This window comes from Salana multivorans (assembly GCF_003751805.1).
In the GTDB taxonomy this organism is placed as follows: domain Bacteria; phylum Actinomycetota; class Actinomycetes; order Actinomycetales; family Beutenbergiaceae; genus Salana; species Salana multivorans.
Genome location: NZ_RKHQ01000001.1, coordinates 1535210 through 1555965, shown reverse-complemented (window position 1 = coordinate 1555965; position 20756 = coordinate 1535210). Strand labels below are relative to the sequence as shown.

Below are 20756 nucleotides of genomic sequence, written 5' to 3'. Positions count from 1 at the left end.
GCGTGGTCACGATCGCCGACGTCGCACGCGAGGCGGGCGTCTCCCTCTCGACGGTGAGCTACGCCCTGTCCGGCAAGCGCCCCATCTCGGAGAAGACCCGGGAGCGGATCGAGCGCGCGGTCGAGGTGCTCGGCTACAGCCCGCAGGCCTCGGCGCGCGCGCTCGCGATGGCGCAGACGAACGTGCTCGGGCTGATGGCACCGCTCCGGCCCGGGGTCGACCTCAGCGTCATCATGCAGTTCGTCGCCGGCATCACGGCCGAGGCGCACGAGCGCAGCTACGACGTCCTGCTCGTGACGCACGGCGACGACTCCCACCTCGCCCGCGTCACGCGCTCGGCGATGATCGACGGGCTCGTCGTCATGGACATCGAGTCCGAGGACTCCCGGCTCGCGACGCTGCGCGAGCTGCCGGCCCCGGTCGTCCTGATCGGTCTGCCGAACGACCCGACGGGGCTGAGCTGCATCGACCTCGACTTCGAGCGGGCGGGCGGGCTCGCGGCGCGCACGCTCGTCGAGCACGGCCACGGCTGCGTCGCGCTGCTCGGCGCACCGCAGGAGGTGCTGGCCCGGCACGCGTCGTACGCGGAGCGGATGCGCACCGGGTTCGCGCGCGGGGCCGAGGAGGCCGGCGTCGCCCACGTCGAGATCGCCATGGAGAGCACGTCGGCCGGCGCCGTCCGCGCGGTCGACGCCCTGCTCGCGCGGCACCCGGACGTCACGGGGATCGTCGTGCACAACGAGCTGGCGCTGGAGCACGTGGTCTCGCACCTGGACCGACGCGGCCTGCGCATCCCGCGCGACGTCTCGCTCATCTCCGTCGGCCCGCAGGACGTGGCCAGCTCCCACGCCGTGCCGACCACCGGCATCGACCTGCCCGGCGAGCTGATCGGGCGGCTGGCCGTCGGCATGCTCATGGAGCGCCTGGCCGGCGGCGCGGACGACGACACCCCCGCCGACGTTCGGCTCCTTCCCCCGCAGCTCACCGACCGCGGCTCCGTCGCGGCCCCGCCGGCCGAGTCCTAGGCCCGGTCGGCGAGCGCCGCCGCGACGGCGCGCTCGAGGTTCCCCGGGCCCTCGCGAAGCGCGACGGCTGGCGGTGTCCCGTCGGGCGTGATCCCGACGACGCGGGCGACGCCGCGCTCCAGCAGCAGGTCGGCGCCCGGTCCGACGCGCCCCGCGAACGCGAGCACCGGGACGCCGTGCCGGAGCGCGAGCGCCGCGACACCCGCGGGCGTCTTCCCGGCGAGCGTCTGCTCGTCGATCGCGCCCTCGCCCGTGAGCACGAGGTCGGCGCCGGCCACCGCCGCCGCCAGCCCGACCGCCTCCGCCACGACCTCGACCCCGGGCCGCCGGGCCGCGCCGAGGGCGAGGAACGCGGCGCCGAGACCACCGGCGGCTCCGGAGCCCGGCAGCGTCCGGACGGCGCGGCCGGTCGCCGCCTCCAGCGCGTCGGCCCAGGTCGCCAGCGCCGCGTCGAGCAGCGCGACGTCGCCGGCGCGCACGCCCTTCTGCGGACCGAAGACGGCGGTGGCGCCGGACGGGCCGAGCAGGCGGTTCGTCACGTCGCAGGCGAGCGTGATCTCGACGTCGGCGAGCCGCGGGTCCAGCCCGGACAGGTCGAGCGCGGCGACACCGGCCAGGTGGTCCGGGCTGGCCGGCACCGCGCGGCCGGTCGCGTCGCGCAGCACACCGCCGAGGGCGGCGACCATGCCCGCGCCGCCGTCGTTGGTCGCCGAGCCGCCGAGCCCGACGAGGAGGCGGGCGACACCGGCGTCGAGCGCCGCCCGGACGAGGTCGCCGACACCGTGCGACGAGGCGCGCAGCGGGTCCCGGTCGGCGGGGGCGATCACGCCGAGCCCCACCGCCGAGGCCACCTCGATCACGGCGAGGTCGTCCACGAGGCCGAGGACGCCGACGGCCGGGCGGCCCAGCGCGTCGCGCACCCGCGCCGGGACGAGGCGGCCGCCGCGCGCGTCCACGACGGCCTCGGTCGTGCCCTCGCCGCCGTCCGCCATCGGCACGGTCCTGACGTCGAGGTCCGCGACCGCGCGAGCCAGCGCCCGGCGCACGCCGCGGGCCATCGCGGCCGCGGCCTCGGCCGCCGTCATCGACTCCTTGAACGAGTCGGGCGCGCAGACGACCCTCATGGCGCGGGCGCCGCTAGACCCGGAACCGCTCGACGAGCGAGTCGAGGCGCGCCTCCCAGACCGGGTCGACGACGCGACGCGCAGGGTCCGCGTCGTACCAGGCGAGCATCTCGCGGGCACCCAGCTCGAACGGGATGGTGGCGCGGTAGCCGGGCACGAGCGAGCGGAGCTTGGCGTTGTCGAAGATCATCGAGTGCGCCTTGTCGCCGAGCAGGCTCTCGCCCCAGCGCTCGTCGACGGCGTGGATCGCGTCCGACGGCACGTGGACGATCCGGGGCTCCGGCGCACCGGCGGCATCGGCGAGGACGCCGACGATCTGGTTCCAGGACAGCACGTCGTCGGACGTGATGTGGACGGCCTCGCCGATCGCCCGCGAGCTGCCCAGCAGCGGGACGAACCCGCGCGCGAAGTCCTCGTGGTGCGTGAGCGTCCACAGCGACGTCCCGTCCCCGTGGACGACGACCTCGGCGCCGCGGCGCAGCCGCTCGACGAGCGTCCAGCCCTCGCTGAACGGCGGCTTCGTGCGGTCGTAGGTGTGGGAGGGGCGCACGATCGTCATCGGGAAGCCGCGCTCGCGGTAGGCCTGGACGAGCACGTCCTCGACGGCGATCTTGTTCCGCGAGTACTCCCAGAACGGGTTGCGCAGCGGCGTCGACTCCGTCACGGGCACCCGCCGCGGCGGCGTCTCGTACGCGGACGCCGAGCTGATGACGACGAGCTGGCCCGTGCGGCCGTCGAACGTCTCGAGGTCGTCGCGGACGTTGTCGGGGTGGAAGGCGAGCCAGTCGACGACGACGTCCCACTCCCGCCCGCCGAGCGCCTCGCGCAGCGCGCGGGGGTCGCGCACGTCGGCCTGGAGGTGGTGGGCGCCCTCGGGGATCGCGTGCCGCGATGACTGGCCGCGGGTGACGAGGGTCAGGTCGATGCCGCTGGCCACCGCGAGCGGGGAGACCGCCGAGGAGATCGTGCCGGTGCCGCCGAGGAAGAGGACTCGCAGTGCGCTCACACGCCCTACGCTACGCGGCATGAGCACCCCGTCGCCCGGCCCGTCCCCCGGGCCGTCGCGCGGGCGCGCGAGCGGGCCGTCGCGCGAGGCGATGCGCGCGGCGCGGGGCCGTCGGACGCTCGAGCGCAACCGCGCGCGACGGCTCGCGGCGGACGGCCCGGACGTACCGGACGGCCCGGGGACGACGCCACCGGCGCACCCGGCGGCGCGGCGGTGGCCGCTGGCGGTCGGGGCGGGTCTCGTCCTGGTGCTCGGCGTCGTCGCGGCGACGCCGGGCGGACGCGCCGCCGTCGCCGGCTGGTTCGCGCACCGGGCAGACGACCTCACCTGCGGCTCCGGCTTCGAACGCCTCGACCGGCTCGGCATCGTCCACGACGACCCGGTCGTCCCGATCCTCGACCCGGCGAGCGTGGCCGGCCCGCCGCCCGGGCTGGTCTCGGCCCTCGCCGAGCTCGGCGTCACCGTCGGCCCGGTCGTCGCCGCGCTCGACGCGAGCGTCGCGGACGCCTCGCCGGCTGGGCACGCCGTCGTCGCGGCGACGGGCTCGCTGCGCACCGCCGACCCGGCGACGACGGTCGTCGTGCACCCCCGGCTGCTCGCGTCCGTCGACGGCGCCGACGAGGCCTCCGACGAGTCGCCGGGCGACCAGCTCGCGGACCCCGTCGAGCCGCCGCGGACCTGGGCGTGGCGTGACGCGAGCTACGCCGGGTACGACGGCGTCGACGTCGTGGCGGTCGTCTGGCACGACCACGACGCCGAGGTCGTGACGCTCGACCTCGACACCGGGAAGATGATCGGCTGCGCACCGGTCGCGCTTCCCGACGACCTGCCGGCCGGGTCGCCGGTCCTGGCGGTCACCGGGCTGCCGCTGGCCGGGGCCGAGGTGGCCGGGGAGCCGGCACCGACCGTCGTCATCGCCCGGACGCTCGTCCAGGTGGTGCGCGACGGTCACGTCACGGGGTCGTTCGAGCTGACGCGGGCGCCGTCCTCGGCGGCGGTCGCCGGCGACCTCCTCCTGCTGTCGGACGACGCGGGCGCCGTCACGGCCGTCTCGCTCGCCGACGGGGCGACCCGGTGGACGGCGCCGTCGGCCGGCATCCGGGTCGGGGACGCGAGCCCGCTCGGGGAGGCGGGGGGCGCGGGCGCCGCCCTCGTCGTGCCGGTGACCGAACCGGCCCCGGCACTGCGCGTCCTCGACGTCGCGACCGGGTCGGTGCGCGACGTCCCCGTCGCGCTCGACGGCGACGCGGACGGCACGGGTCGCCCGACGGTGCTCGGCCTGTCCCCCGACCTGCTCACGACGCTCGCGCCGAGCGGCGGGGGTCTGGTCGTCGACGTCGGCTAGCGGCTGGTGGCCGTCGGCCGGCGGCCGGCGGCCGGCGGACCCGGCCGCCCCCGGACGCCCCCGGACGCGGCGACGGCGGGCACCCGATCCCGAGGGGTGGGTGCCCGCCGTCGCGGACTAGCTGTGTGGAGCGCTCCGGCTCACTTGCCGTCGGTGTCGACCGCGCTGTGCGCGGCGTCGGCGGCCTTGTCGACGAGGGCGTCGATGTTGTCAGGCGTCTTGTCCTTGATGAACTCGCGCGCCTGCTCGATCTTCTCCTCGACACCCTCCTCGCCACCGAGAGCGTCCTTGGCCTTGTTGATGATGTCGTCGATGCCCATGCTGGCCTCCGATCCGGTCGTGCCACGATGCGCGGGCCGCCCCCTGCGAGAGGCCCTGGACCCGTCGGGTCGCACGATCCACCGCGAGCATAACGCGCGTCGCCCGCGGCGCCAGAGGGTGCGCCGGGGGCCTAGACGAGCCAGGCGACCGACTCCCAGGGACGCAGCGCGAGGCGACCGTCCCGGTCAGGCACGCCCGCCACCGCGTGGGACGCGACGACCACCGGACCGACCGTCGCGTCGTCCTCGTCCCGCGCGGCGAACGCCGCACGCACGCGTCCGGCGAGACCCTCGCCCAGCTCGGCGGCGAGGTCGACGTCGAGCGGCTGCGACGAGAGGTTCGCGACCAGCAGGACGGAGCGTCCCGCGACCTCGCCGGCCCCGCCGTCGGCGTCCGCGTCGCCCTCGGCGACGGGCAGCGTCCGCACGAACGCCCAGAGCCGCTCGTGGTCGGGGGCGAGCAGCTCGAAGTCGCCGTCGATGACGATGTCGGCGACCAGCCCCTCGCGACCCGCGCGCCCCTTGCGGAGCGCGACGAGGCGTCGGTAGTGGGCGAGGACCGAGCCGGGGTCGCCGGCCTGGGCCGCGACGTTGACGGACTCCCAGCCCGGGGTCAGCCCGATCCACGGGGTGCCGGTGGTGAAGCCCGCGTTCGGCGAGGAGTCCCACGCGACCGGCGTCCGGGCGTTGTCCCGCGAGGTGGCGGCGAGCCCGGCGATGAGCGCGTCGTCCGTCATGCCCATCCGCGCCGCGTCGGCGACGAAGTTGAGCGACTCCAGGTCGCGGTAGGAGTCGAGCGAGGTGAAGCCGGCGTTCGGCATCCCGATCTCCTCGCCCTGGTACACGTACGGCGTGCCGCGGTGCAGGTGCAGGACCGTGCCGAGCGTCTTGGCCGAGGCCACGCGGTGCTCGGCGGAGTCGTCGCCCCAGCGGGAGAGGACGCGCGGCTGGTCGTGGTTGTTCCAGTAGAGCGAGTTCCAGCCGCCGACCTTCGCGAGGCCCTTCTGCCAGCGCGCGAAGTTGCGCTTGAGGTCGGGCAGGTGGAGCGGCTTCGGGTCGAACTTGCCGAGCGGGCCGTGGTCGAGGCCGACGTGCTCGAACTGGAACACCATGTCGACCTCGCGGCGCTCCGGCGCCGTGTACCTGCGCGCCTCCTTGACGGTGACCCCCGGCGTCTCGCCCACCGTGAGGTAGGTGCCGGGGAACGCGTCGAACACCTCGCGGTGCATCTCGGCCAGGAACTCGTGCATCCGCGGACCGTCGACGTACTGGGGCGAGCCGTCACCCCAGCCGTCCGGCCGGGCGGGGCCGTCGGTGAGTGCGCCCGCCGCGTCGACCCGCTTCGAGATGAGGTTGATGACGTCCATCCGGAAGCCGGCGACGCCCCGCTCGAGCCACCAGCGCATCATCGCGTGGACGGCCCGGCGGACCTCGGGGTTCTCCCAGTTGAGGTCCGGCTGCTTGCGACTGAACAGGTGCAGGTAGTACTGCTGCGTCGCCTCGTCCCACGCCCACGTCGAGCCGGAGAAGAACGATCCCCAGTTCGTCGGCTCGGCGCCGCTCGGCCCCTCGCCCGGCTCGTGACCGTCGTACCCGGCGACGGGGTCGCGCCACCAGTACCAGTCGCGCTTCGGGTTGTCCCGGGAGGACCGGCTCTCGACGAACCACGGGTGCTCGTCGCTCGTGTGGTTGACGACGAGGTCCATGACGATGCCGATGTCCCGCGCCGCCGCCTCCGCGATGAGCGTGTCCATCGCGGCGAGGTCGCCGAACAGCGGGTCGATGTCCTGGTAGTCGGAGATGTCGTAGCCGTTGTCGTCCTGCGGCGAGCGGTAGGCGGGGCTCAGCCAGATGACGTCGACGCCGAGGTCGGCCAGGTGGTCGAGCCGCTGCGTGATGCCGGCGATGTCGCCGATGCCGTCGCCGTCGGAGTCGGCGAAGCTGCGCGGGTAGACCTGGTAGACCGTCGAGCGGTGCCACCACGGCCGCTCGCGGTCGGTGCCGGTCCGGGCGCGGCGCGGCCGTGCGGCCACGGCCTCGCCGTCGGAGGCGGCGGCGTCGGTCCCGCCGTCGGTCCCGCCGTCGGGGGCGTCGGCGGGGGGTTCGACGGCGTTCGAGTCGGAAGTCATCGCCCGATCATGACAGCGCGCGCCCGGGCGAGTCACCAGGGAACCGCTGACGTGCCCGGGCGTGTCGGCGTCACGGACCGCACGTGAGCGGCGTCCGATTCCCGAGACCTCGGCGCGATGTCGGAGACCAGTCTCACGAATTCTGCACTTCCATCCACTTTTGTGGAACAATCGGGTCCGTCCCGGGCGAGAGGAGGCGGCACATGCGACTGCAGAACCCGTTCGCGGCGATCGCCCCCACCGGTCTGGACTCCCAGGTCCTCACGATCCTGTCGCGGACCGAGCAGCACCTCACCGTCGACGAGATCCACCGACTGCTTCCCGAGAGCGGTTCGAGCCAGGGCGTGCGCAACTCGGTCGCCCGCCTGACCGACCAGGGCGTCCTCGATGAGCGCATCCACGGCCGGGTTCGCGCCTACGCGCTGAACCGCGACCATCTGCTGGCACCCGCCGTCCTCCAGATCGCCGATGCCAAGACCGCCCTGATCGCACGGATGTCCCAGGCCGTGGCCGAGTGGCCGGTCCAACCGCTGACCGTGGCGATCTTCGGCTCCGCCGCCCGCGGGGACATGCAGACGTCCAGCGACATCGACGTCCTCGTGGTCGCGCCCGACGACGCGGACGAGGACACGGTCGCCGACGAGGTCGCCCGGCTCGCGCATCAGGTGAGCCGCTGGACCGGGAACGACGTCAGGCCGCTCGTCTACCGCGCGACCGAGGTCGCTCCCGCCGGCGTCTTCGACTCGGTCCTGCGCGAGGGCATCGACGTGGCCGGCGATCCCACGTGGCTCCGACGACACCTCCGTCGCCGCGCGGTCGACGCATGACCCGCGCGCCCGGCCTCCAGCGCACCGTGCCGGCAGACCGGACGGTCCAGCAGGGTCGCCTCACGAAGGCGAGGCAGTTCCTCCAGGTCGCCGACGACGCGCAGGAGCTGGCCGATCTCGCGGAGGTCGCCGACGCGGCCGTCACCCTCTACGTCCATGCCGGGATCGCGGCCGCGGACGCGATCTGCGCCGGCGCGATCGGCCGCCACGCCAAGGGCTCCGACCACCAGGACGCGGTGGCGCTCCTGGCCACGGTCGACAAGCAGGCCGCGAGCGCCCTGAGCCTGCTCCTCGGAATGAAGACGAGAGCGGGCTACGGCCACGCCCCGATCAGTGGCACCAACCTCGTCCGCGCGCAACGAGCTGCGCGCTCGCTGGTGACACGGGCATCGATCTAGCGTCGCGGCGACGCCTCAGCGCGTCGGGAGCCACACCCGCATCGTCGCCGGACCGCGTTCGCCCCAGCCGAAGCAGGGGCGCAGCACGACCGTGACCCGGCGTCCGCCCTCCTGCTCGGTCGGTGCTCCCGGCCCGTACGGCCACGCCGCGTCCTCCGGGTCCAGCAGCACGCCGTCGACGAGCGCCGTTCCCGGCTCCTCGCCCGCCCGGACGGTCGCGGGGTCGACGCGCAGCAGGCCGACGTCGGCACCGTCCAGGTCGACGGACTCGGCGGCCAGCACGAACGGGCCGCGCTCGACGGCCACGCAGCCGCGCACCGCGTCGACGCGCGGATCGGCGCCGACCACCCGCGGCGCCATCGGCAGCGCCAGCCGGACCGTCTCACCGGACCGGAACGTCCGCCGCACCCGCGCGACACGACCGTCCCCCGGGACGGGCTCGCCGTCGAGCGTCGCCGCCCCGACCGCCCACGCCGGCACCCGGATCGCGAGCTCCCACGGCGCGTCGAGGCTCTCCAGCACCCGCACCTCGACCTCACCGGCGTACGGGTAGCCGGTCACCACCTCGAGCCGGAGGCGCCCCGCGTCGGGCAGCTCGACGTCGATCGTCGCGGGCGCGAGCTGGTGGAGCTGGATGCCGTCGTCGCTCGCCGTCGCGACGTAGGTCGCGAGCTGGGCCAGCGTCCGCGCCACGTTCGTCGGGCAGCACGAGACCTCGAACCACGGCGCCCGCAGCTGCGCGTGCGCCCGGGGACTGAGCTCGTCCGGGTCGACCGGCGCCCCCTCGACGCGCATCTGCAGCGGGTTCGTGTAGAAGAACGAGCGACCGTCGGCCGCCGGGGACGTCACGACGACGTTGTGCAGCGCGCGCTCGACGACGTCGCCCCAGGCGGCGTCGCCCGTCGCCAGCAGCAGCCGCCACGCCACCATGATCGAGGCGACCGACGCGCAGGTCTCCGCGTACGCCCGGTCCGGCGGCAGCTCGAAGTCCTCCCCGAACGCCTCGTCCTGGTGGTGCGACCCCATCCCGCCGGTGAGGTAGGTGCGACGCGCGAGCGCGCGGCGGTACTGCTCGCGCACGACGTCGAACAGCTCCTCGTCACCGGTCTCGACGGCGACGTCGAGCGCCCCGGCCGACAGGTAGAGCGCCCGGACGGCGTGGCCGCGCAGGTCGGACGCCTCACGGACCGGCACGTCGTCCTGGAAGTAGGCGCGCCCGAACTCGATGTCGGCCAGCGTCCGGTGCCCGCGGCGCTCGACGAAGGCGCGGGCCGTCTCGAGGTAGCGCGGCTCCCCCGTGACCCGGTAGAGCTCGACGAGCGCCGGCTCGATCTCCGGGTGACCGCACACGCCGTCGCGCGGACCGCCCGGTCCGAACTCGGCGCAGACGTGGTCGGCGGCACGCAGCGCGACGTCGACGAGCTCGTCGTGCACCCCGGTGCGCAGGCGGGCGACGGCCGCCTGGACGAGGTGGCCGTAGCAGTACAGCTCGTGCCCCCACTCCAGGTCGGAGTACCGCTCGCCCTGGCCCGGGCGGCCGAACCTCGTGCTGAGGTACCCGTCCGGCTCCTGCACCCGGGCGACGAGCGTGGCGACCTCGCGGATGCGCGCGTCCAGCGCGGCGTCACCCGTGCGGCCGTGCTCCCAGGCCATCGCCTCGAGCAGCTTGTAGACGTCGGAGTCGGAGAACTCGCGGCCGGTGCGGTGACCGACGAGCGTGCCGTCGAGCGCGCGACGGAAGTTGTCGACCCAGCCGACGCGCTCCTCCCAGGCGTCGGCGTGCGGGATGATCCCGGTCGCGTTCACCTCCTGCCAGCCGCCCCAGAAGCCGCCGGTGAGGCGGACGTCGCCGAGGCCGAGCGGGCGCAGGGCGCCGCGGCCGGGGGCGACGGGGGCGGCCGGCGGGGCGGGTGCGGCGGGTGTCGCGGGTGTCGTCGGCGCGACGGGCGTCGCCTCCGGCGTCGTCGGTGCGGAGGTTTCGGAGATCGACATCGTTCAGCCCTTCAGAGCCCCGGACATGAATCCGTTGACGTAGTGCCGCTGCAGCAGCAGGAACAGGAGGACGCAGGGGACGGTCAGGACGACGACGCCGGCCTGGGTCGAGCCGTAGTCGATGACGCCCATCACCTGCTGGCGCATGTTGACGAGGGCGAGCGGCAGCGGGGCGCTGTCGCCGCCGACGAGGAAGAGCGGGACCATGAAGTCGTTCCACGCGGCGAGGAACGCGAACAGCCCGATCGTGATGAGGCCCGGCTTGACGGCGTGGAGCAGGACCCGGCGCAGCGCCCCGAAGGCACCGCAGCCGTCCATGAGCGCCGCCTCCTCCATCTCCTTCGGCACGGCCTCGAACGAGATCCGCATCATGAACGTCGCGAAGGGGAGCTGGAAGACCGCGAGGACGAGCCCGACCCCGACGAGCGTGTTGTTCAGGCCGAGGGCCTTGAGCCAGATCGTGAGCGGGATGAGCAGCGTCGCGTACGGGACCATGAGGATCGAGAGCGTCAGCAGGAAGAGCACGTTCTTGCCCGGGAAGCTGAACCGCGCGAACGCGTAGCCGCCGAGGGTGGCGACGACGAGCGTCACGACGACCGCGACCCCCGAGATCGCGGCCGAGTTCCACAGGTAGTGGGGCAGCCCGTTCCCGTGCTGGGCCAGCGCGACGTAGTTGCCGAGGCCGTACCCGTCGACCTGCGCCGACCCGGGCAGCGGCGACACCGACCCGACCGTCGTCCACAGGAGCGGGTAGAGGAAGACGATGGCGAGGGCGCCCGTCAGGACGTAGCGCGGCATGCGGAGCCAGCTCGGAGTTCTCATGTCGGCGGTCCTCTCAGTCGTCCGTCGAGCGCATGGCGCGCAGCTGGAACACGTTGACGACGACGAGCGCGAGGAGCGTGATGACGGACAGCGCGGCCGCCATGCCCAGGTCGCGCTTGGACTCGAACGCCAGGTTGTAGATGAGCTGGACGATCGTCATGGTCGAGGAGTCCGGGCCGCCCTTGGTCAGGATGTAGAACTGGTCGAAGGCGAGCAGCGAGCCGGTGACGCACATGATCGTCGAGAGCGCGAGCGAGGGGCGCAGCAGCGGCAGCGTGATGGTCCGGAACGTCTGCCACCGCTTGGCCCCGTCGAGCGTCGCCGCCTCGTAGATGTCGCCGGGGATGCCCTGGAGACCGACGAGCAGCAGCAGCATGTAGAAGCCGGAGAAGCGCCAGACGATGAGGAACACCGTTCCCCAGAGCGCGCCGGCCGGCGTCCCGAGCACGCTCACCAGGCCCTCGGTGATCCCGAGCCGTTCCAGCCACTGCGACACCGGCCCGACCTGCGGGGAGTACAGCGCGTAGAACAGGAGCGAGGCGCTCGCCAGGCCGAGCGCCGTCGGCAGGAGGAACGCGGTCCGCAGGAAGCCGTTCCACCGCGAGCTGACCTGGACGAGCATCGCGAGCCCCAGGCCGAGCCCGATCAGCAGGACCGTCGCGATCACGGTGTAGAGCACCGTGAAGCTGATCGACGGCCAGAACAGGCGGTGCTCGACGACGGCGGCGAAGTTGGCCGGGAAGTTGGCGCCCTGGTTGCCGCCCAGCAGGCTCCAGTCGGAGCCGGACATGACGACGACGAGCACGATCGGCACGATGAACAGCGTGAGCACCAGCACGGCCGTCGGCGCGGCGTAGAGCCAGCCGGTGAGCGACCTGGCGCGTCGGCGACGACGGGCCGAGGCCGTCGCCACCTGGATGTCGGGCAGTGTTGCCACCATCTCGTCCTCCTCGGGTCGGAGCCGTCGGGCCGCCGGCGACCGGCGGCCCGACGGCGATGGCCTACTGGTCGAGGACCGACGTGATGGCGTCGTTGTCGGCGTCGACGGAGTCGGTGCCCTCGAACACGGCGTTGCGCACGAGCGTCACCCACGGGCTCCCGGACGCGTTGAACGCCTCGGAGAAGTTCGCGGCGACCGGCGTGCGGCCGTTCGCGACGACGGAGTTGATCGCGAGGGCGATCGGCTCGGCGGCGGCGTACTCGTTGTCGAGCAGGCTCTTGAGCGCCGGGACCTCGCCGTTCTTGGCGAGCACGTCGAGCTGCGCGTCCGGGGAGACGAGCCAGGCGAGGAAGTTCCACGCCTGGTCCACGTGCTCGGAGTCGCGCGAGACGCCCATGGCGTCACCGCCGAGGAACGTCGAGCCGTTCCCGTCGACGCCGGGGATCGCCGTCACACCGACGTCGATGCCGGCCTCGATGGCCGCCCACACCGCGGTGTTCGGGTACTGCATCACGCCGACCTTGCCCTCGGAGAACGGGCCGGTCCACGTCGCGCCGGTCTCCTCCTTGGACCCCGGAGCGAGCGCGCCAGCGTCGTTGAGCTCGCGGTACGCGGCGTAGACGTCCTTGGCGGCGTCGCTCGCGAGCAGCGACTCGCGGCCGTCGTCGGAGAGCACCTCCTCGCCGGAGGCCCAGATCATCGGGAACCACGTGAAGACGAGGCAGCCGCCGCAGTTGCCGCCGACGTAGGTGCCGGAGACGCCGTCGCCGCCCTTCTCGTTGACGGCCTTGGCCTGGTCGACGAACTCCTGGACGGTCGTCGGGCCCTTCTCCGGGTCGAGCCCGGCGGCCTCGTAGAGGTCCTTGTTCCAGACCATGACGGAGACGTCCGTGACGAACGGGAGCGTGTGGAGCTCCCCGTCGACGGTCCTGCCGGCGTCGATGTGGCCGACCGCGATGTCGTCGAGGTTCTCCAGGCCCGAGATCTGGCTGGTCAGGTCCGTGAAGAGCCCGTTCTCGACCCAGTACGGGAGCCGCACGACGTCGCCCGCGAGCAGGTCGGGCAGGTCGTTGTTCTGAGCCGCGGCCCCGACCTTGCCCTCCATGTCGTCGTTCGGGATGATCTCGAGCTTCACCTGGTTCTCGTGCGAGGCGTTGTACGCCTCGACCAGCAGCTTCGCCTGCCGCTCGAGCGGCGCGCGGGTCCACATGGTGAGCTGGGTGCCGTCGTCGACGCCCTCGCCCGAGGCCGCGGCGCCGCCGCCGTCGGTCGACGTGCCGTCGGTGCTCCCCGACCCGCCCGTCGCGTCGTCGCCACCGTTGCCGCCCGAGCACGCGGTCAGCACCAGCGCGACCCCGAGGACGGCGGCCCCCGCACGCATCACCTTGAGATGGGACTTGCCCATGGCCTCTCCTTGCCTTCTCCATCGAAGCACGCACCGCGACTGCGGCGGTGACCGTCTGCGAAACTACAGAAACGGTTTTCGGTCACGGTACTGACGGGACGAGAGAGCGTCAAGACACCGTGACCGAACCGTTATGAAGGTCTTGCGCTCCGAGTATCGGCGCACGGGCCGGGCCGCGGGTCGCCTATAGTCGCGTCACGACTGAAACGCTTTCGGAGCGGAGGGCGACATGGCGACAGAGCGAGCGGCCACCCTGGCCGACGTCGCCGCGCTGGCGGGGGTCTCGATCGCGACGGCCTCGAAGGCGCTCAACAACCGCGACCAGGTCGCGGCGGCCACCCGGGCGCGCGTGCTCGAGGCGGCCAAGGAGCTGGCGTTCCAGCCGAACGCGCTCGCCCGCAGCCTCCTGTCCGGGCGCACCGGGACCATCGGCCTGGTCACCCACGACCTCGACGGCCGCTTCTCGATCCCGATCCTGCTCGGCGTCGAGGACGCCGCCGGGCTGGGGAAGATGTCGGCGCTCCTGTGCGACGCCCGCGGCGACTCGCTCCGCGAGGCCTACCACCTGGAGGCGCTGCAGGGTCGACGGGTGGACGGCCTCGTCATCGTCGGTGCCCGCAACGACCCGCGGCCGAGCCTCGGCGAGCTGAGCGTCCCGGTCGTCTACGCCTACGCGCCCTCGACCGGGCCCGACGACATGTCGGTCACCGTCGATCACGAGACGGGCGGGCGGATCGCGGCCGAGCACCTTCTCGCCTGCGGCCGGACCCGGATCGCGATCGTCACGGGCGACCCGACCTACGGGGCGGCACACGCCCGCGCCGAGGGCGCGCTGGCGGCGATCGCGGCCGCCGGGCTCGAGCCCTGGGGGACGACGCCGCTGTTCGGCGCGTGGTCCGAGGCGTGGGGGCGCGCGGCCGTCGAGCTGCTCATCGCGTCCAACCCCGGGTTCGACGCGGTCCTGTGCGGCAGCGACCAGATCGCGCGCGGGGTGCTGGACGCGCTGCGCGAGGGGGGCGTGTCCGTCCCGCGCGAGGTGTCGGTCGTCGGCCACGACAACTGGGAGATCTTCGCCGCGGGCTCGCGGCCGTCGCTCACCAGCGTCGACATGCACCTGGAGACGGTCGGCCGGCGCGCGGCGCAGCGGCTGTTCGACGCGATCGACGGACGCGGGACACCCGGCATCGAGTACGTCGAGTCCTCGCTCGTCCTGCGGGAGTCGACGGTGCCGACCGGCTGACTTGCGCTTGACGTGACGTCAAGCGGCAGAGTCACGTCCCGAGCACACCAGAGGGGCGGGAGGACACGTGAGCCGTCGAGACATGGTCGGCTGGAGCATCCAGGACGTGGTGCGCCGCACCGGCGTGACCAGCCGGACGCTGCGCCACTACGACGCGATCGGGCTGCTGCCGCCGTCGTTCGTCGCCGCCGGCGGCATCCGTCACTACGACGACGACGCCCTCGTCCGGCTCCAGCGCATCCTCCTGCTGCGCGATCTCGGCCTCTCGCTGGCCACGATCGGCCGCGTCGTCGGGTCGACGGCGGCGGGGGGCGGGCCGGCGCCGGGGGACGGGACCGCGGCGCGGCCCGCACCGGCGACCTCGGAGACGGAGGCCCTCACGGCCCACCTGGAGCTGCTCGAGGTCGAGCGCACGGCGCTCGACCGGAGGATCGCCGCCGTCCGGCGGACGATCCGGGCACGCGAGGAAGGAAGCGCCATGACGAGTGAGATGTTCGACGGGTTCGACCACACGCAGTACGAGGAGGAGGTCACCCGCCGCTGGGGGCGCGACGCCTACGAGACGTCGACCGCCTGGTGGGAGGGCAGGTCCGACGACGAGAAGCGCGACCTGCAGCGCGAGGTCGCCGACCTCAACGCCGCGTGGGTCGCGGCGGCCGTGGCCGGCGAGGACCCGGCCGGGGCGGCCGCCCAGGCGCTGGCGGAGCGGCACGTCGCCTGGCTGACGTCGGTCCCGGGCACGCCCGCGCGCAGCGGCGACGCCGGGGAGAGGACCGCGTACGTCCTCGGCCTCGCCGACATGTACGTCGGCGACGAGCGGTTCCGGGCCAACTGGACCGGCGACCCGGTGCACGCCGTGGAGAACGGCCCCGCGTTCGTGCGGGACGCCCTGCGGGCCTGGGCGGCGCGGCAGGGGTAGCCGGCGGGCCGGCGGCTACCCGTCGGCCGGACGCGCTGCCGCGGCGGCCCGCGCCGCCCGCGGCAGCGCGTCCAGCACCCGAGCCACGTCCTCCTCGCCGTGCGCGGCGGACAGGAACCACGCCTCGAACACGCTCGGCGGCAGCGACACCCCGTCGGCGAGCATCGAGGCGAAGAACGGCGCGTAGCGCCAGGACTCCTGGTCCCGGGCGTCGTCGTAGTCGCGCACGGCACCCGAGCGGAACGCGAGCGAGAACAGGCTCCCGGCCCGGGAGACGGTCACCGGCTGCCCGACGGTCGCGAACGTCTCCTCGACGGCGTCGGCCACCACCCCGGCCGCCGCGTCGATCCGCCGGTACACCTCGGCGTCGGCGAGCCGCAGCGTCGCCAGCCCGGCCGCGACGGCCAGCGGGTTACCGCTGAGCGTGCCGGCCTGGTACACCGGCCCGAGCGGGGCGAGCAGCTCCATCAGGCTCGCCCGGCCGGCCAGCGCCGCCAGCGGCATCCCCCCGCCGATCACCTTGCCGAACGTGAGGAGGTCGGGCTCCCACGCCGCCCCCGCGGCGGTCTCGAGCCCCCACCACCCGGCGGGTCCGACCCGGAAGCCGGTGAGCACCTCGTCGAGCACGACGAGCGCGCCCTCGGCACCCGCGAGACGCGCGAGCGCGGCGTTGAACCCGGGCTCGGGCGCGAGGACGCCAGCGTTGGCCCCGGCCGCCTCCGTGATGACGGCCGCGATCCGGCCGGGGTGCGCGTCGAACGCCGCGCCGAGCGCCGCCAGGTCGTTGTAGGGCAGCACGATCGTCTGGGCCGCGATCGCCGCGGGCACGCCCGACGACGCCGGGAGCGCCTGCGTCGCCAGTCCCGACCCGGCCTCGGCCAGCAACCCGTCGGAGTGGCCGTGGTAGTGGCCGGCGAACTTCACCACCAGGTCGCGGCCCGTCGCGGCGCGGGCGAGCCGGATCGCCGTCATCGTCGCCTCGGTGCCCGTCGAGACCAGCCGGACGCGCTCGGCCACGGGTCGCGCGTGCTCCGCCAGCCGCGCGAGCACGAGGGCCGCGAGCTCCGTCTCACCGTGGGTCGGCGCCCCGAAGGACAGCCCGCGCGCGGCCGCCGCCTGGACGGCCGCCACGACCTCCGGGTGCGCGTGCCCGAGCAGCGCCGGTCCCCACGACCCGACGAGGTCGACGTAGTCCCGCCCAGCCACGTCCGTCACCCGGGCCCCCGACGCGCTCGCGACGAACCGCGGCGTCCCGCCGACCGACGCGTAGGCGCGGACCGGCGAGTTCACGCCGCCGGGGATGACCCCGCGAGCGGCGTCGAACTCGGCCTCGTTGCTCGCCGACCCCGCGGCGTCGCGCACCCCCGGATCGAGCCCGGGCGATCGGTCGCTCAGTCCAGCCATGCCGCGGCCTCCAGCGCGTAGTAGGTGAGGATCGACTCGGCGCCCGCCCGCCGGATCGACGTGAGCGACTCGAGCACGGCGCGCTCGCGGGCGATCCAGCCGTTGGCGGCGGCGGCCTCGAGCATCGAGTACTCCCCGCTCACCTGGTAGGCCCAGACCGGCACGGGCACCACGTCGGCCACGCGGCGGAGCACGTCGAGGTAGCCGCCAGCGGGCTTCACCATGACGACGTCGGCCCCCTCCTCGACGTCGAGCACCGCCTCGCGCACGCCCTCGCGCCCGTTGCCGGGGTCGAGCTGGTAGGTGAGCCGGTCGCCGCGCAGGCTGGAGCCCACGGCCTCGCGGAACGGCCCGTAGAACGCCGACGCGTACTTCGCGCTGTAGGCGAGCAGCGCCGTCCCGGTGAAGCCGGCGCGGTCCAGCGCAGCGCGGACGGCCGCGACCTGGCCGTCCATCATCCCGGACAGGCCCAGCAGCGCGGAGCCGGCCTCCGCCTGGGCGAGCGCCATCGCCTCGTAGCGGGCGAGGGTCGCGTCGTTGTCGACGACGCCGCGGTCGTCCAGGACACCGCAGTGCCCGTGGTCCGTGAACTCGTCGAGGCACAGGTCGGTCTGCACGACGAGCGCGTCGCCGACCTCGGCGACCGCGACCCGGCTGGCGACGTTGAGGATGCCGTCGGGGTCGTCCGCACCCGAGCCGCTGGCGTCCTTGCGCTCGGGGACGCCGAAGATCATGACGCCGCCGATCCCGGCGTCCGCGGCCTGGACGAGCACGCGGCGGAGCCCGTCGAGCGAGTGCTGCTGGACGCCGGGCATCGACGCGATCGGGCGCGGGGCGTCGATGCCCTCGCGGACGAACAGCGGCAGCACGAGCTCGCGCGGGTGCAGGCGCGTCTCGCGGGCTGCGGCGCGCAGCGCGGGCGTCGCGCGCAGGCGACGGGGGCGGATGGTGGTCATGGGCTCTCCGCGGGTCGGTCGGTTCTCAGGACGTCTGCGAGCTCTGCGACGACCACGCCGGGAACCGGCCGGCTCGCCACCAGCGTCACGTCGAGGCCCGCGGCGCGCGCCGCGGCGGCGGTCGACTCGCCGATGCAGGCCACGACGCGGGGCAGCCACGGGGCCACCGACACCAGCCGTCGCGCTGACGAGGCCGAGCTGAGCACGACGGCGTCGACCGCCCGCTCGGCAAGGGCCGCGCGGGCGGGGCCGGGCAGGGGCGACGGCTCGACCCGGTAGGCCTCGACGCGCACCGGCGCCAGTCCGCGGTCGGCCAGGCCCCGGGCGAGCGTGTCCGGCGCGAGCGAGGAGAGCGGGAGCAGCGCGCGCGTCCCGCTCGCGGTCTCGGGCCACGCCGCGAGCAACCCGGCCGCGGACGCGTCGTCGGGAGTCAGCTCCGGCTCCAGGCCGATCTCACGCGCCGCGTCGCGTGTCCCGGGACCGACGACGGCGACGCGGATCCCGGCGGGGACGGCTCCGGCCGCGGCGAGCGCCGAGACCGCCGACGGGCTGGTGAGCACGAGCCAGTCCCCCGGTTCGAGCCCACCGAGCGCACGGGGGAGCCCCGCGGGATCGATGGCCGGCTCGACCGTCTGGACGGGCGCCACGAGGGCGACGCCCCCGCGCGCCTCGACCTCGGCCACCCACCGCTCAGGACGGTTCTGCGCGAGCAGCACCGTCCGGCCGACCAGGGACGTCACCGTCCGACCCCGAGCGGCGCGAGATCGGCGGCGCCGGCCGCGAGCAGCTCCTCGACGACGGCGCGCGCCGAGCCGGGTCCGAGCGGGGCCCTCGCGTCGATCATCGCGGTGCCGTCGAGCGCGTAGACCCGGGCCAGGAGCACCGGGGGGTCGAGCTCGGCCGTCGGCCGGGTCGACCCGGGTGGTCCGACGGGTCGGTCCGGGCGACCGTCGACCACGGCGACGCCCAGTGGCGCGGCGCAGCCCGCCTCGAGCAGCCGGAGCACCTCCCGCTCCGCGGTGGCGGCCGCCCGGGCCTCGGCATCGTCGAGCTCCCCGACCACGTCCCGGACGTCCGCGGCCGCGTCGTCGCGAATCTCCACGGCGAGCACGCCCTGCGCGGGGGCGGTCGGCCAGGCGTCGAGCGCGAACCGCTCGGTCACCACCTCCCCGCGACCCAGCCGGTCCAGCCCGGCGCCGGCGAGCACGACGGCGTCGAGCGGCTCGTCGTCACCGCGGGGGGCGAGCACGCGGCGCAGCCGCGTGTCGACGTTGCCCCGGATGTCGCGGACGACGAGGTCGGGCCGTGCGCGCAGGACCTGGGCGCGGCGGCGCGGCGACCCCGTCCCGACCACGGCCCCGGCCGGCAGGTCGGCGAGCCCGGCGCCGGTGGCGGTGACGAGCGCGTCCCTGGCGTCGGCGCGACGCGGCAGCGCGGCGAGCTCGATCCCGGCGTGGGGCGCCGTCGGCAGGTCCTTGCAGGAGTGGACGATCGCGTCGACCTCACCGGTCAGGAGCGCCTCGCGCAGGGTCGTGACGAACACGCCGGTGCCGCCGAGGGATGCCAGCGAGGCCGTCGTCCGGTCGCCGGCCGAGACGATCGGCACGACCTCGACCTCGACACCACCGGCCCGGACGCCGGCGAGGAGCGCGGTGCACTGCGCCAGCGCGAGCGCGCTCCCGCGCGTCCCGACCCGCAGACGCCCCCCGACCCGCAGGGTCACGGGGCGAGCCCGGCGGCCGCCGGCTTGAAGCCCGCCCGGACGTTCTCGCAGCAGCCCGGGCGGCAGACGTCGTACCAGGGACCGAGAGCTGTGAGCGCCTGGCGCCGCGCGGCCGGGGTCCCCTCGAGCCGCTCGACGACGAGATCGACGAGCCCGCTCACGTAGGTGGGGTCGACGCCGGGCGTCGGCGTCCGGACGGCGGCGAGCCCAGCCTCCTCGGCGGCCTCGAGCGCCTCGGTGTCGAGGTCCCAGAGCACCTCCATGTGGTCGCTCACGAACCCGAGCGGCACGATCACCACGGCCTTGACCCCGGCCCCGGGCAGCTGCTCGATCGCGTCGTTGATGTCCGGCTCGAGCCACGGCTGCGAGGGCGGGCCGGACCGCGACTGGTAGACCAGGTCCCACGGCACCTCGACTCCCTGCCGCTCGGCCACCCGACGCATGACGTGCGCACCGACGGCCAGGTGCTGCGCGGCGTACGCCCCGCCGTCGCCGAGCCCGAGCGAGGACGGGCCGGAGCGCTCGGCGTCGGTCATCGGGATGGAGTGGGTGGAGAACAGCACGCGGATCTCCTCGGGCGCGAGCCCGCGGCCGAGGAACCCCGCGACGCCGTCGTTCACCCCCTCGACGAACGTGTGGACGAACCCCGGGTGGTCGAAGAACGGGCGCACCTTGTCGATCGTCACGCGGTCGCCGAGACCGGTCGAGGTCAGCACCCGCGCGAAGTCCTCGCGATACTGCCGGCAGGAGGAGAAGCTGGAGTAGGCGCTCGTCGCGATCGCGATGAGCGTGGTGTCCCCCGCGTCCGCCGCCTGGGTCACGGCCTCCTCCAGGTAGGGCGCCCAGTTGCGGTTGCCCCAGTAGACCGGCAGGTCGATGCCTCGCCGGGCCAGCTCCGCCTCCAGCGCCGCCTTGAGCTGGCGGTTGTGCTCGTTGATCGGGCTGACGCCCCCGAAGGCCCGGTAGTGGTGGGCCACCTCCTCGAGCCGCTCGTCGGGGATGCCCCGCCCGCGGGTGACGTTGCGCAGGAAGGGGATGACGTCGTCCTGACCCTCCGGCCCGCCGAAGCCGGCGAGCAGGATCGCGTCGTAGTCGACGGGTGTCTCGACGTGCTCGGGGCCGTCGGCCGCAGCCGGCGACGCGAACGGCACCCGCGCCCCGCAGCCGGCCTCGTCGACCGT

At 74.6% G+C, this 20756-nt stretch carries 19 protein-coding genes; 6 read left to right on the top strand and 13 right to left on the bottom strand.

Annotated elements, in window-relative coordinates; genetic code table 11:
• Positions 1 to 2: 2 nt before the first annotated feature.
• On the top strand, positions 3 to 1025 hold the full coding sequence (locus EDD28_RS06945; RefSeq protein ID WP_123738943.1) for a LacI family DNA-binding transcriptional regulator: 1023 nt from the start codon (positions 3 to 5) through the stop codon (positions 1023 to 1025).
• Here the strand turns inward: EDD28_RS06945 and EDD28_RS06940 are convergent.
• The gene (locus tag EDD28_RS06940) at positions 1022 to 2149 is read right to left on the bottom strand and encodes a glycerate kinase (protein ID WP_123738942.1); all 1128 of its coding nucleotides are present in this window, start codon (positions 2147 to 2149) and stop codon (positions 1022 to 1024) included. The two genes, EDD28_RS06945 and EDD28_RS06940, sit on opposite strands and share 4 nt — an antisense overlap.
• 13 nt (positions 2150 to 2162) lie before the next feature.
• Entirely contained in the window at positions 2163 to 3155 is a 993-nt protein-coding gene (locus tag EDD28_RS06935) for an NAD-dependent epimerase/dehydratase family protein (protein ID WP_245967949.1), read from the bottom strand.
• Between the two features lie 19 nt (positions 3156 to 3174).
• Here EDD28_RS06935 and EDD28_RS06930 point away from each other — a divergent pair, with 19 nt between their 5' ends.
• On the top strand, positions 3175 to 4500 hold the full coding sequence (locus EDD28_RS06930; RefSeq protein ID WP_123738940.1) for an outer membrane protein assembly factor BamB family protein: 1326 nt from the start codon (positions 3175 to 3177) through the stop codon (positions 4498 to 4500).
• A gap of 140 nt (positions 4501 to 4640) precedes the next feature.
• On the opposite strand, the gene EDD28_RS06925 is transcribed toward EDD28_RS06930, so the two are convergent.
• Together EDD28_RS06925 and EDD28_RS06920 are read right to left on the bottom strand one after the other, a co-directional pair.
• Positions 4641 to 4820 carry an Rv0909 family putative TA system antitoxin gene (locus tag EDD28_RS06925; RefSeq protein WP_123738939.1) on the bottom strand — a complete coding sequence of 60 codons (180 nt, stop codon included), beginning with the start codon at positions 4818 to 4820 and terminating at the stop codon, positions 4641 to 4643.
• A 131-nt stretch (positions 4821 to 4951) separates the two neighbouring features.
• Positions 4952 to 6949 carry a glycoside hydrolase family 13 protein gene (locus EDD28_RS06920; protein ID WP_123738938.1) on the bottom strand — a complete coding sequence of 666 codons (1998 nt, stop codon included), beginning with the start codon at positions 6947 to 6949 and terminating at the stop codon, positions 4952 to 4954.
• Between the two features lie 203 nt (positions 6950 to 7152).
• Between EDD28_RS06920 and EDD28_RS06915 the strand changes: the two genes are divergently transcribed.
• Both EDD28_RS06915 and EDD28_RS06910 read left to right on the top strand, forming a co-directional pair.
• Positions 7153 to 7776 (top strand): nucleotidyltransferase domain-containing protein, encoded by a 624-nt coding sequence (locus EDD28_RS06915; protein WP_123738937.1) that lies wholly within the window; start codon positions 7153 to 7155, stop codon positions 7774 to 7776.
• Positions 7773 to 8174, top strand: coding sequence for a hypothetical protein (locus EDD28_RS06910; protein WP_123738936.1), 402 nt, complete (start codon positions 7773 to 7775; stop codon positions 8172 to 8174). Before EDD28_RS06915 ends, EDD28_RS06910 begins: the two co-directional genes overlap by 4 nt.
• A 15-nt stretch (positions 8175 to 8189) precedes the next feature.
• Here the strand turns inward: EDD28_RS06910 and EDD28_RS06905 are convergent, their stop codons facing one another.
• From EDD28_RS06905 to EDD28_RS06890, 4 genes are all read right to left on the bottom strand, one after another.
• On the bottom strand, positions 8190 to 10166 hold the full coding sequence (locus tag EDD28_RS06905) for a glycoside hydrolase family 127 protein (RefSeq protein WP_123738935.1): 1977 nt from the start codon (positions 10164 to 10166) through the stop codon (positions 8190 to 8192).
• 3 nt (positions 10167 to 10169) lie between these two features.
• Positions 10170 to 10988: a carbohydrate ABC transporter permease gene (locus EDD28_RS06900; protein WP_123738934.1), complete on the bottom strand. Its 819-nt coding sequence runs from the start codon at positions 10986 to 10988 to the stop codon at positions 10170 to 10172.
• 13 nt (positions 10989 to 11001) lie between these two features.
• Complete coding sequence (locus EDD28_RS06895) at positions 11002 to 11928, bottom strand: carbohydrate ABC transporter permease (protein ID WP_123738933.1); 927 nt, start codon at positions 11926 to 11928, stop codon at positions 11002 to 11004.
• Positions 11929 to 11989: 61 nt separating this feature from the next.
• Complete coding sequence (locus EDD28_RS06890) at positions 11990 to 13333, bottom strand: ABC transporter substrate-binding protein (protein ID WP_123738932.1); 1344 nt, start codon at positions 13331 to 13333, stop codon at positions 11990 to 11992.
• Between the two features lie 229 nt (positions 13334 to 13562).
• Between EDD28_RS06890 and EDD28_RS06885 the strand changes: the two genes are divergently transcribed.
• Together EDD28_RS06885 and EDD28_RS06880 are read left to right on the top strand one after the other, a co-directional pair.
• Positions 13563 to 14573, top strand: coding sequence for a LacI family DNA-binding transcriptional regulator (locus tag EDD28_RS06885; protein ID WP_123738931.1), 1011 nt, complete (start codon positions 13563 to 13565; stop codon positions 14571 to 14573).
• A gap of 67 nt (positions 14574 to 14640) precedes the next feature.
• Positions 14641 to 15492, top strand: coding sequence for a MerR family transcriptional regulator (locus EDD28_RS06880; RefSeq protein WP_342769928.1), 852 nt, complete (start codon positions 14641 to 14643; stop codon positions 15490 to 15492).
• Between the two features lie 15 nt (positions 15493 to 15507).
• Here EDD28_RS06880 and EDD28_RS06875 read toward each other — a convergent pair whose 3' ends face one another.
• The 5 genes from EDD28_RS06875 to EDD28_RS06855 are packed head-to-tail and all read right to left on the bottom strand — an operon-like array spanning position 15508 to position 20726.
• The gene (locus EDD28_RS06875) at positions 15508 to 16896 is read right to left on the bottom strand and encodes a glutamate-1-semialdehyde 2,1-aminomutase (protein ID WP_123738929.1); all 1389 of its coding nucleotides are present in this window, start codon (positions 16894 to 16896) and stop codon (positions 15508 to 15510) included.
• Entirely contained in the window at positions 16884 to 17852 is a 969-nt protein-coding gene (hemB, locus tag EDD28_RS06870) for a porphobilinogen synthase (protein ID WP_123738928.1), read from the bottom strand. The genes EDD28_RS06875 and hemB overlap by 13 nt, the downstream gene beginning before the upstream one ends.
• Positions 17849 to 18592: a uroporphyrinogen-III synthase gene (locus tag EDD28_RS06865; protein ID WP_123738927.1), complete on the bottom strand. Its 744-nt coding sequence runs from the start codon at positions 18590 to 18592 to the stop codon at positions 17849 to 17851. The genes hemB and EDD28_RS06865 overlap by 4 nt, the downstream gene beginning before the upstream one ends.
• A complete protein-coding gene (hemC, locus tag EDD28_RS06860) occupies positions 18589 to 19575 on the bottom strand; it encodes a hydroxymethylbilane synthase (RefSeq protein WP_123738926.1) in 987 nt (328 codons plus the stop codon). Before hemC ends, EDD28_RS06865 begins: the two co-directional genes overlap by 4 nt.
• Entirely contained in the window at positions 19572 to 20726 is a 1155-nt protein-coding gene (locus EDD28_RS06855; protein WP_123739981.1) for a ferrochelatase, read from the bottom strand. Before EDD28_RS06855 ends, hemC begins: the two co-directional genes overlap by 4 nt.
• Between the last annotated feature and the right edge of the window lie 30 nt (positions 20727 to 20756).

Coding starts and splice junctions, on each gene's coding strand:
- EDD28_RS06940 (WP_123738942.1), bottom strand. CDS start 2,149: ATGAGGGTCGTCTGCGCGCCCGACTCGTTCAAGGAGTCGATGACGGCG.
- EDD28_RS06930 (WP_123738940.1), top strand. CDS start 3,175: ATGAGCACCCCGTCGCCCGGCCCGTCCCCCGGGCCGTCGCGCGGGCGC.
- EDD28_RS06925 (WP_123738939.1), bottom strand. CDS start 4,820: ATGGGCATCGACGACATCATCAACAAGGCCAAGGACGCTCTCGGTGGC.
- EDD28_RS06920 (WP_123738938.1), bottom strand. CDS start 6,949: ATGACTTCCGACTCGAACGCCGTCGAACCCCCCGCCGACGCCCCCGAC.
- EDD28_RS06915 (WP_123738937.1), top strand. CDS start 7,153: ATGCGACTGCAGAACCCGTTCGCGGCGATCGCCCCCACCGGTCTGGAC.
- EDD28_RS06910 (WP_123738936.1), top strand. CDS start 7,773: ATGACCCGCGCGCCCGGCCTCCAGCGCACCGTGCCGGCAGACCGGACG.
- EDD28_RS06905 (WP_123738935.1), bottom strand. CDS start 10,166: ATGTCGATCTCCGAAACCTCCGCACCGACGACGCCGGAGGCGACGCCC.
- EDD28_RS06900 (WP_123738934.1), bottom strand. CDS start 10,988: ATGAGAACTCCGAGCTGGCTCCGCATGCCGCGCTACGTCCTGACGGGC.
- EDD28_RS06895 (WP_123738933.1), bottom strand. CDS start 11,928: ATGGTGGCAACACTGCCCGACATCCAGGTGGCGACGGCCTCGGCCCGT.
- EDD28_RS06890 (WP_123738932.1), bottom strand. CDS start 13,333: ATGGGCAAGTCCCATCTCAAGGTGATGCGTGCGGGGGCCGCCGTCCTC.
- EDD28_RS06885 (WP_123738931.1), top strand. CDS start 13,563: ATGGCGACAGAGCGAGCGGCCACCCTGGCCGACGTCGCCGCGCTGGCG.
- EDD28_RS06875 (WP_123738929.1), bottom strand. CDS start 16,896: ATGGCTGGACTGAGCGACCGATCGCCCGGGCTCGATCCGGGGGTGCGC.
- hemB (WP_123738928.1), bottom strand. CDS start 17,852: ATGACCACCATCCGCCCCCGTCGCCTGCGCGCGACGCCCGCGCTGCGC.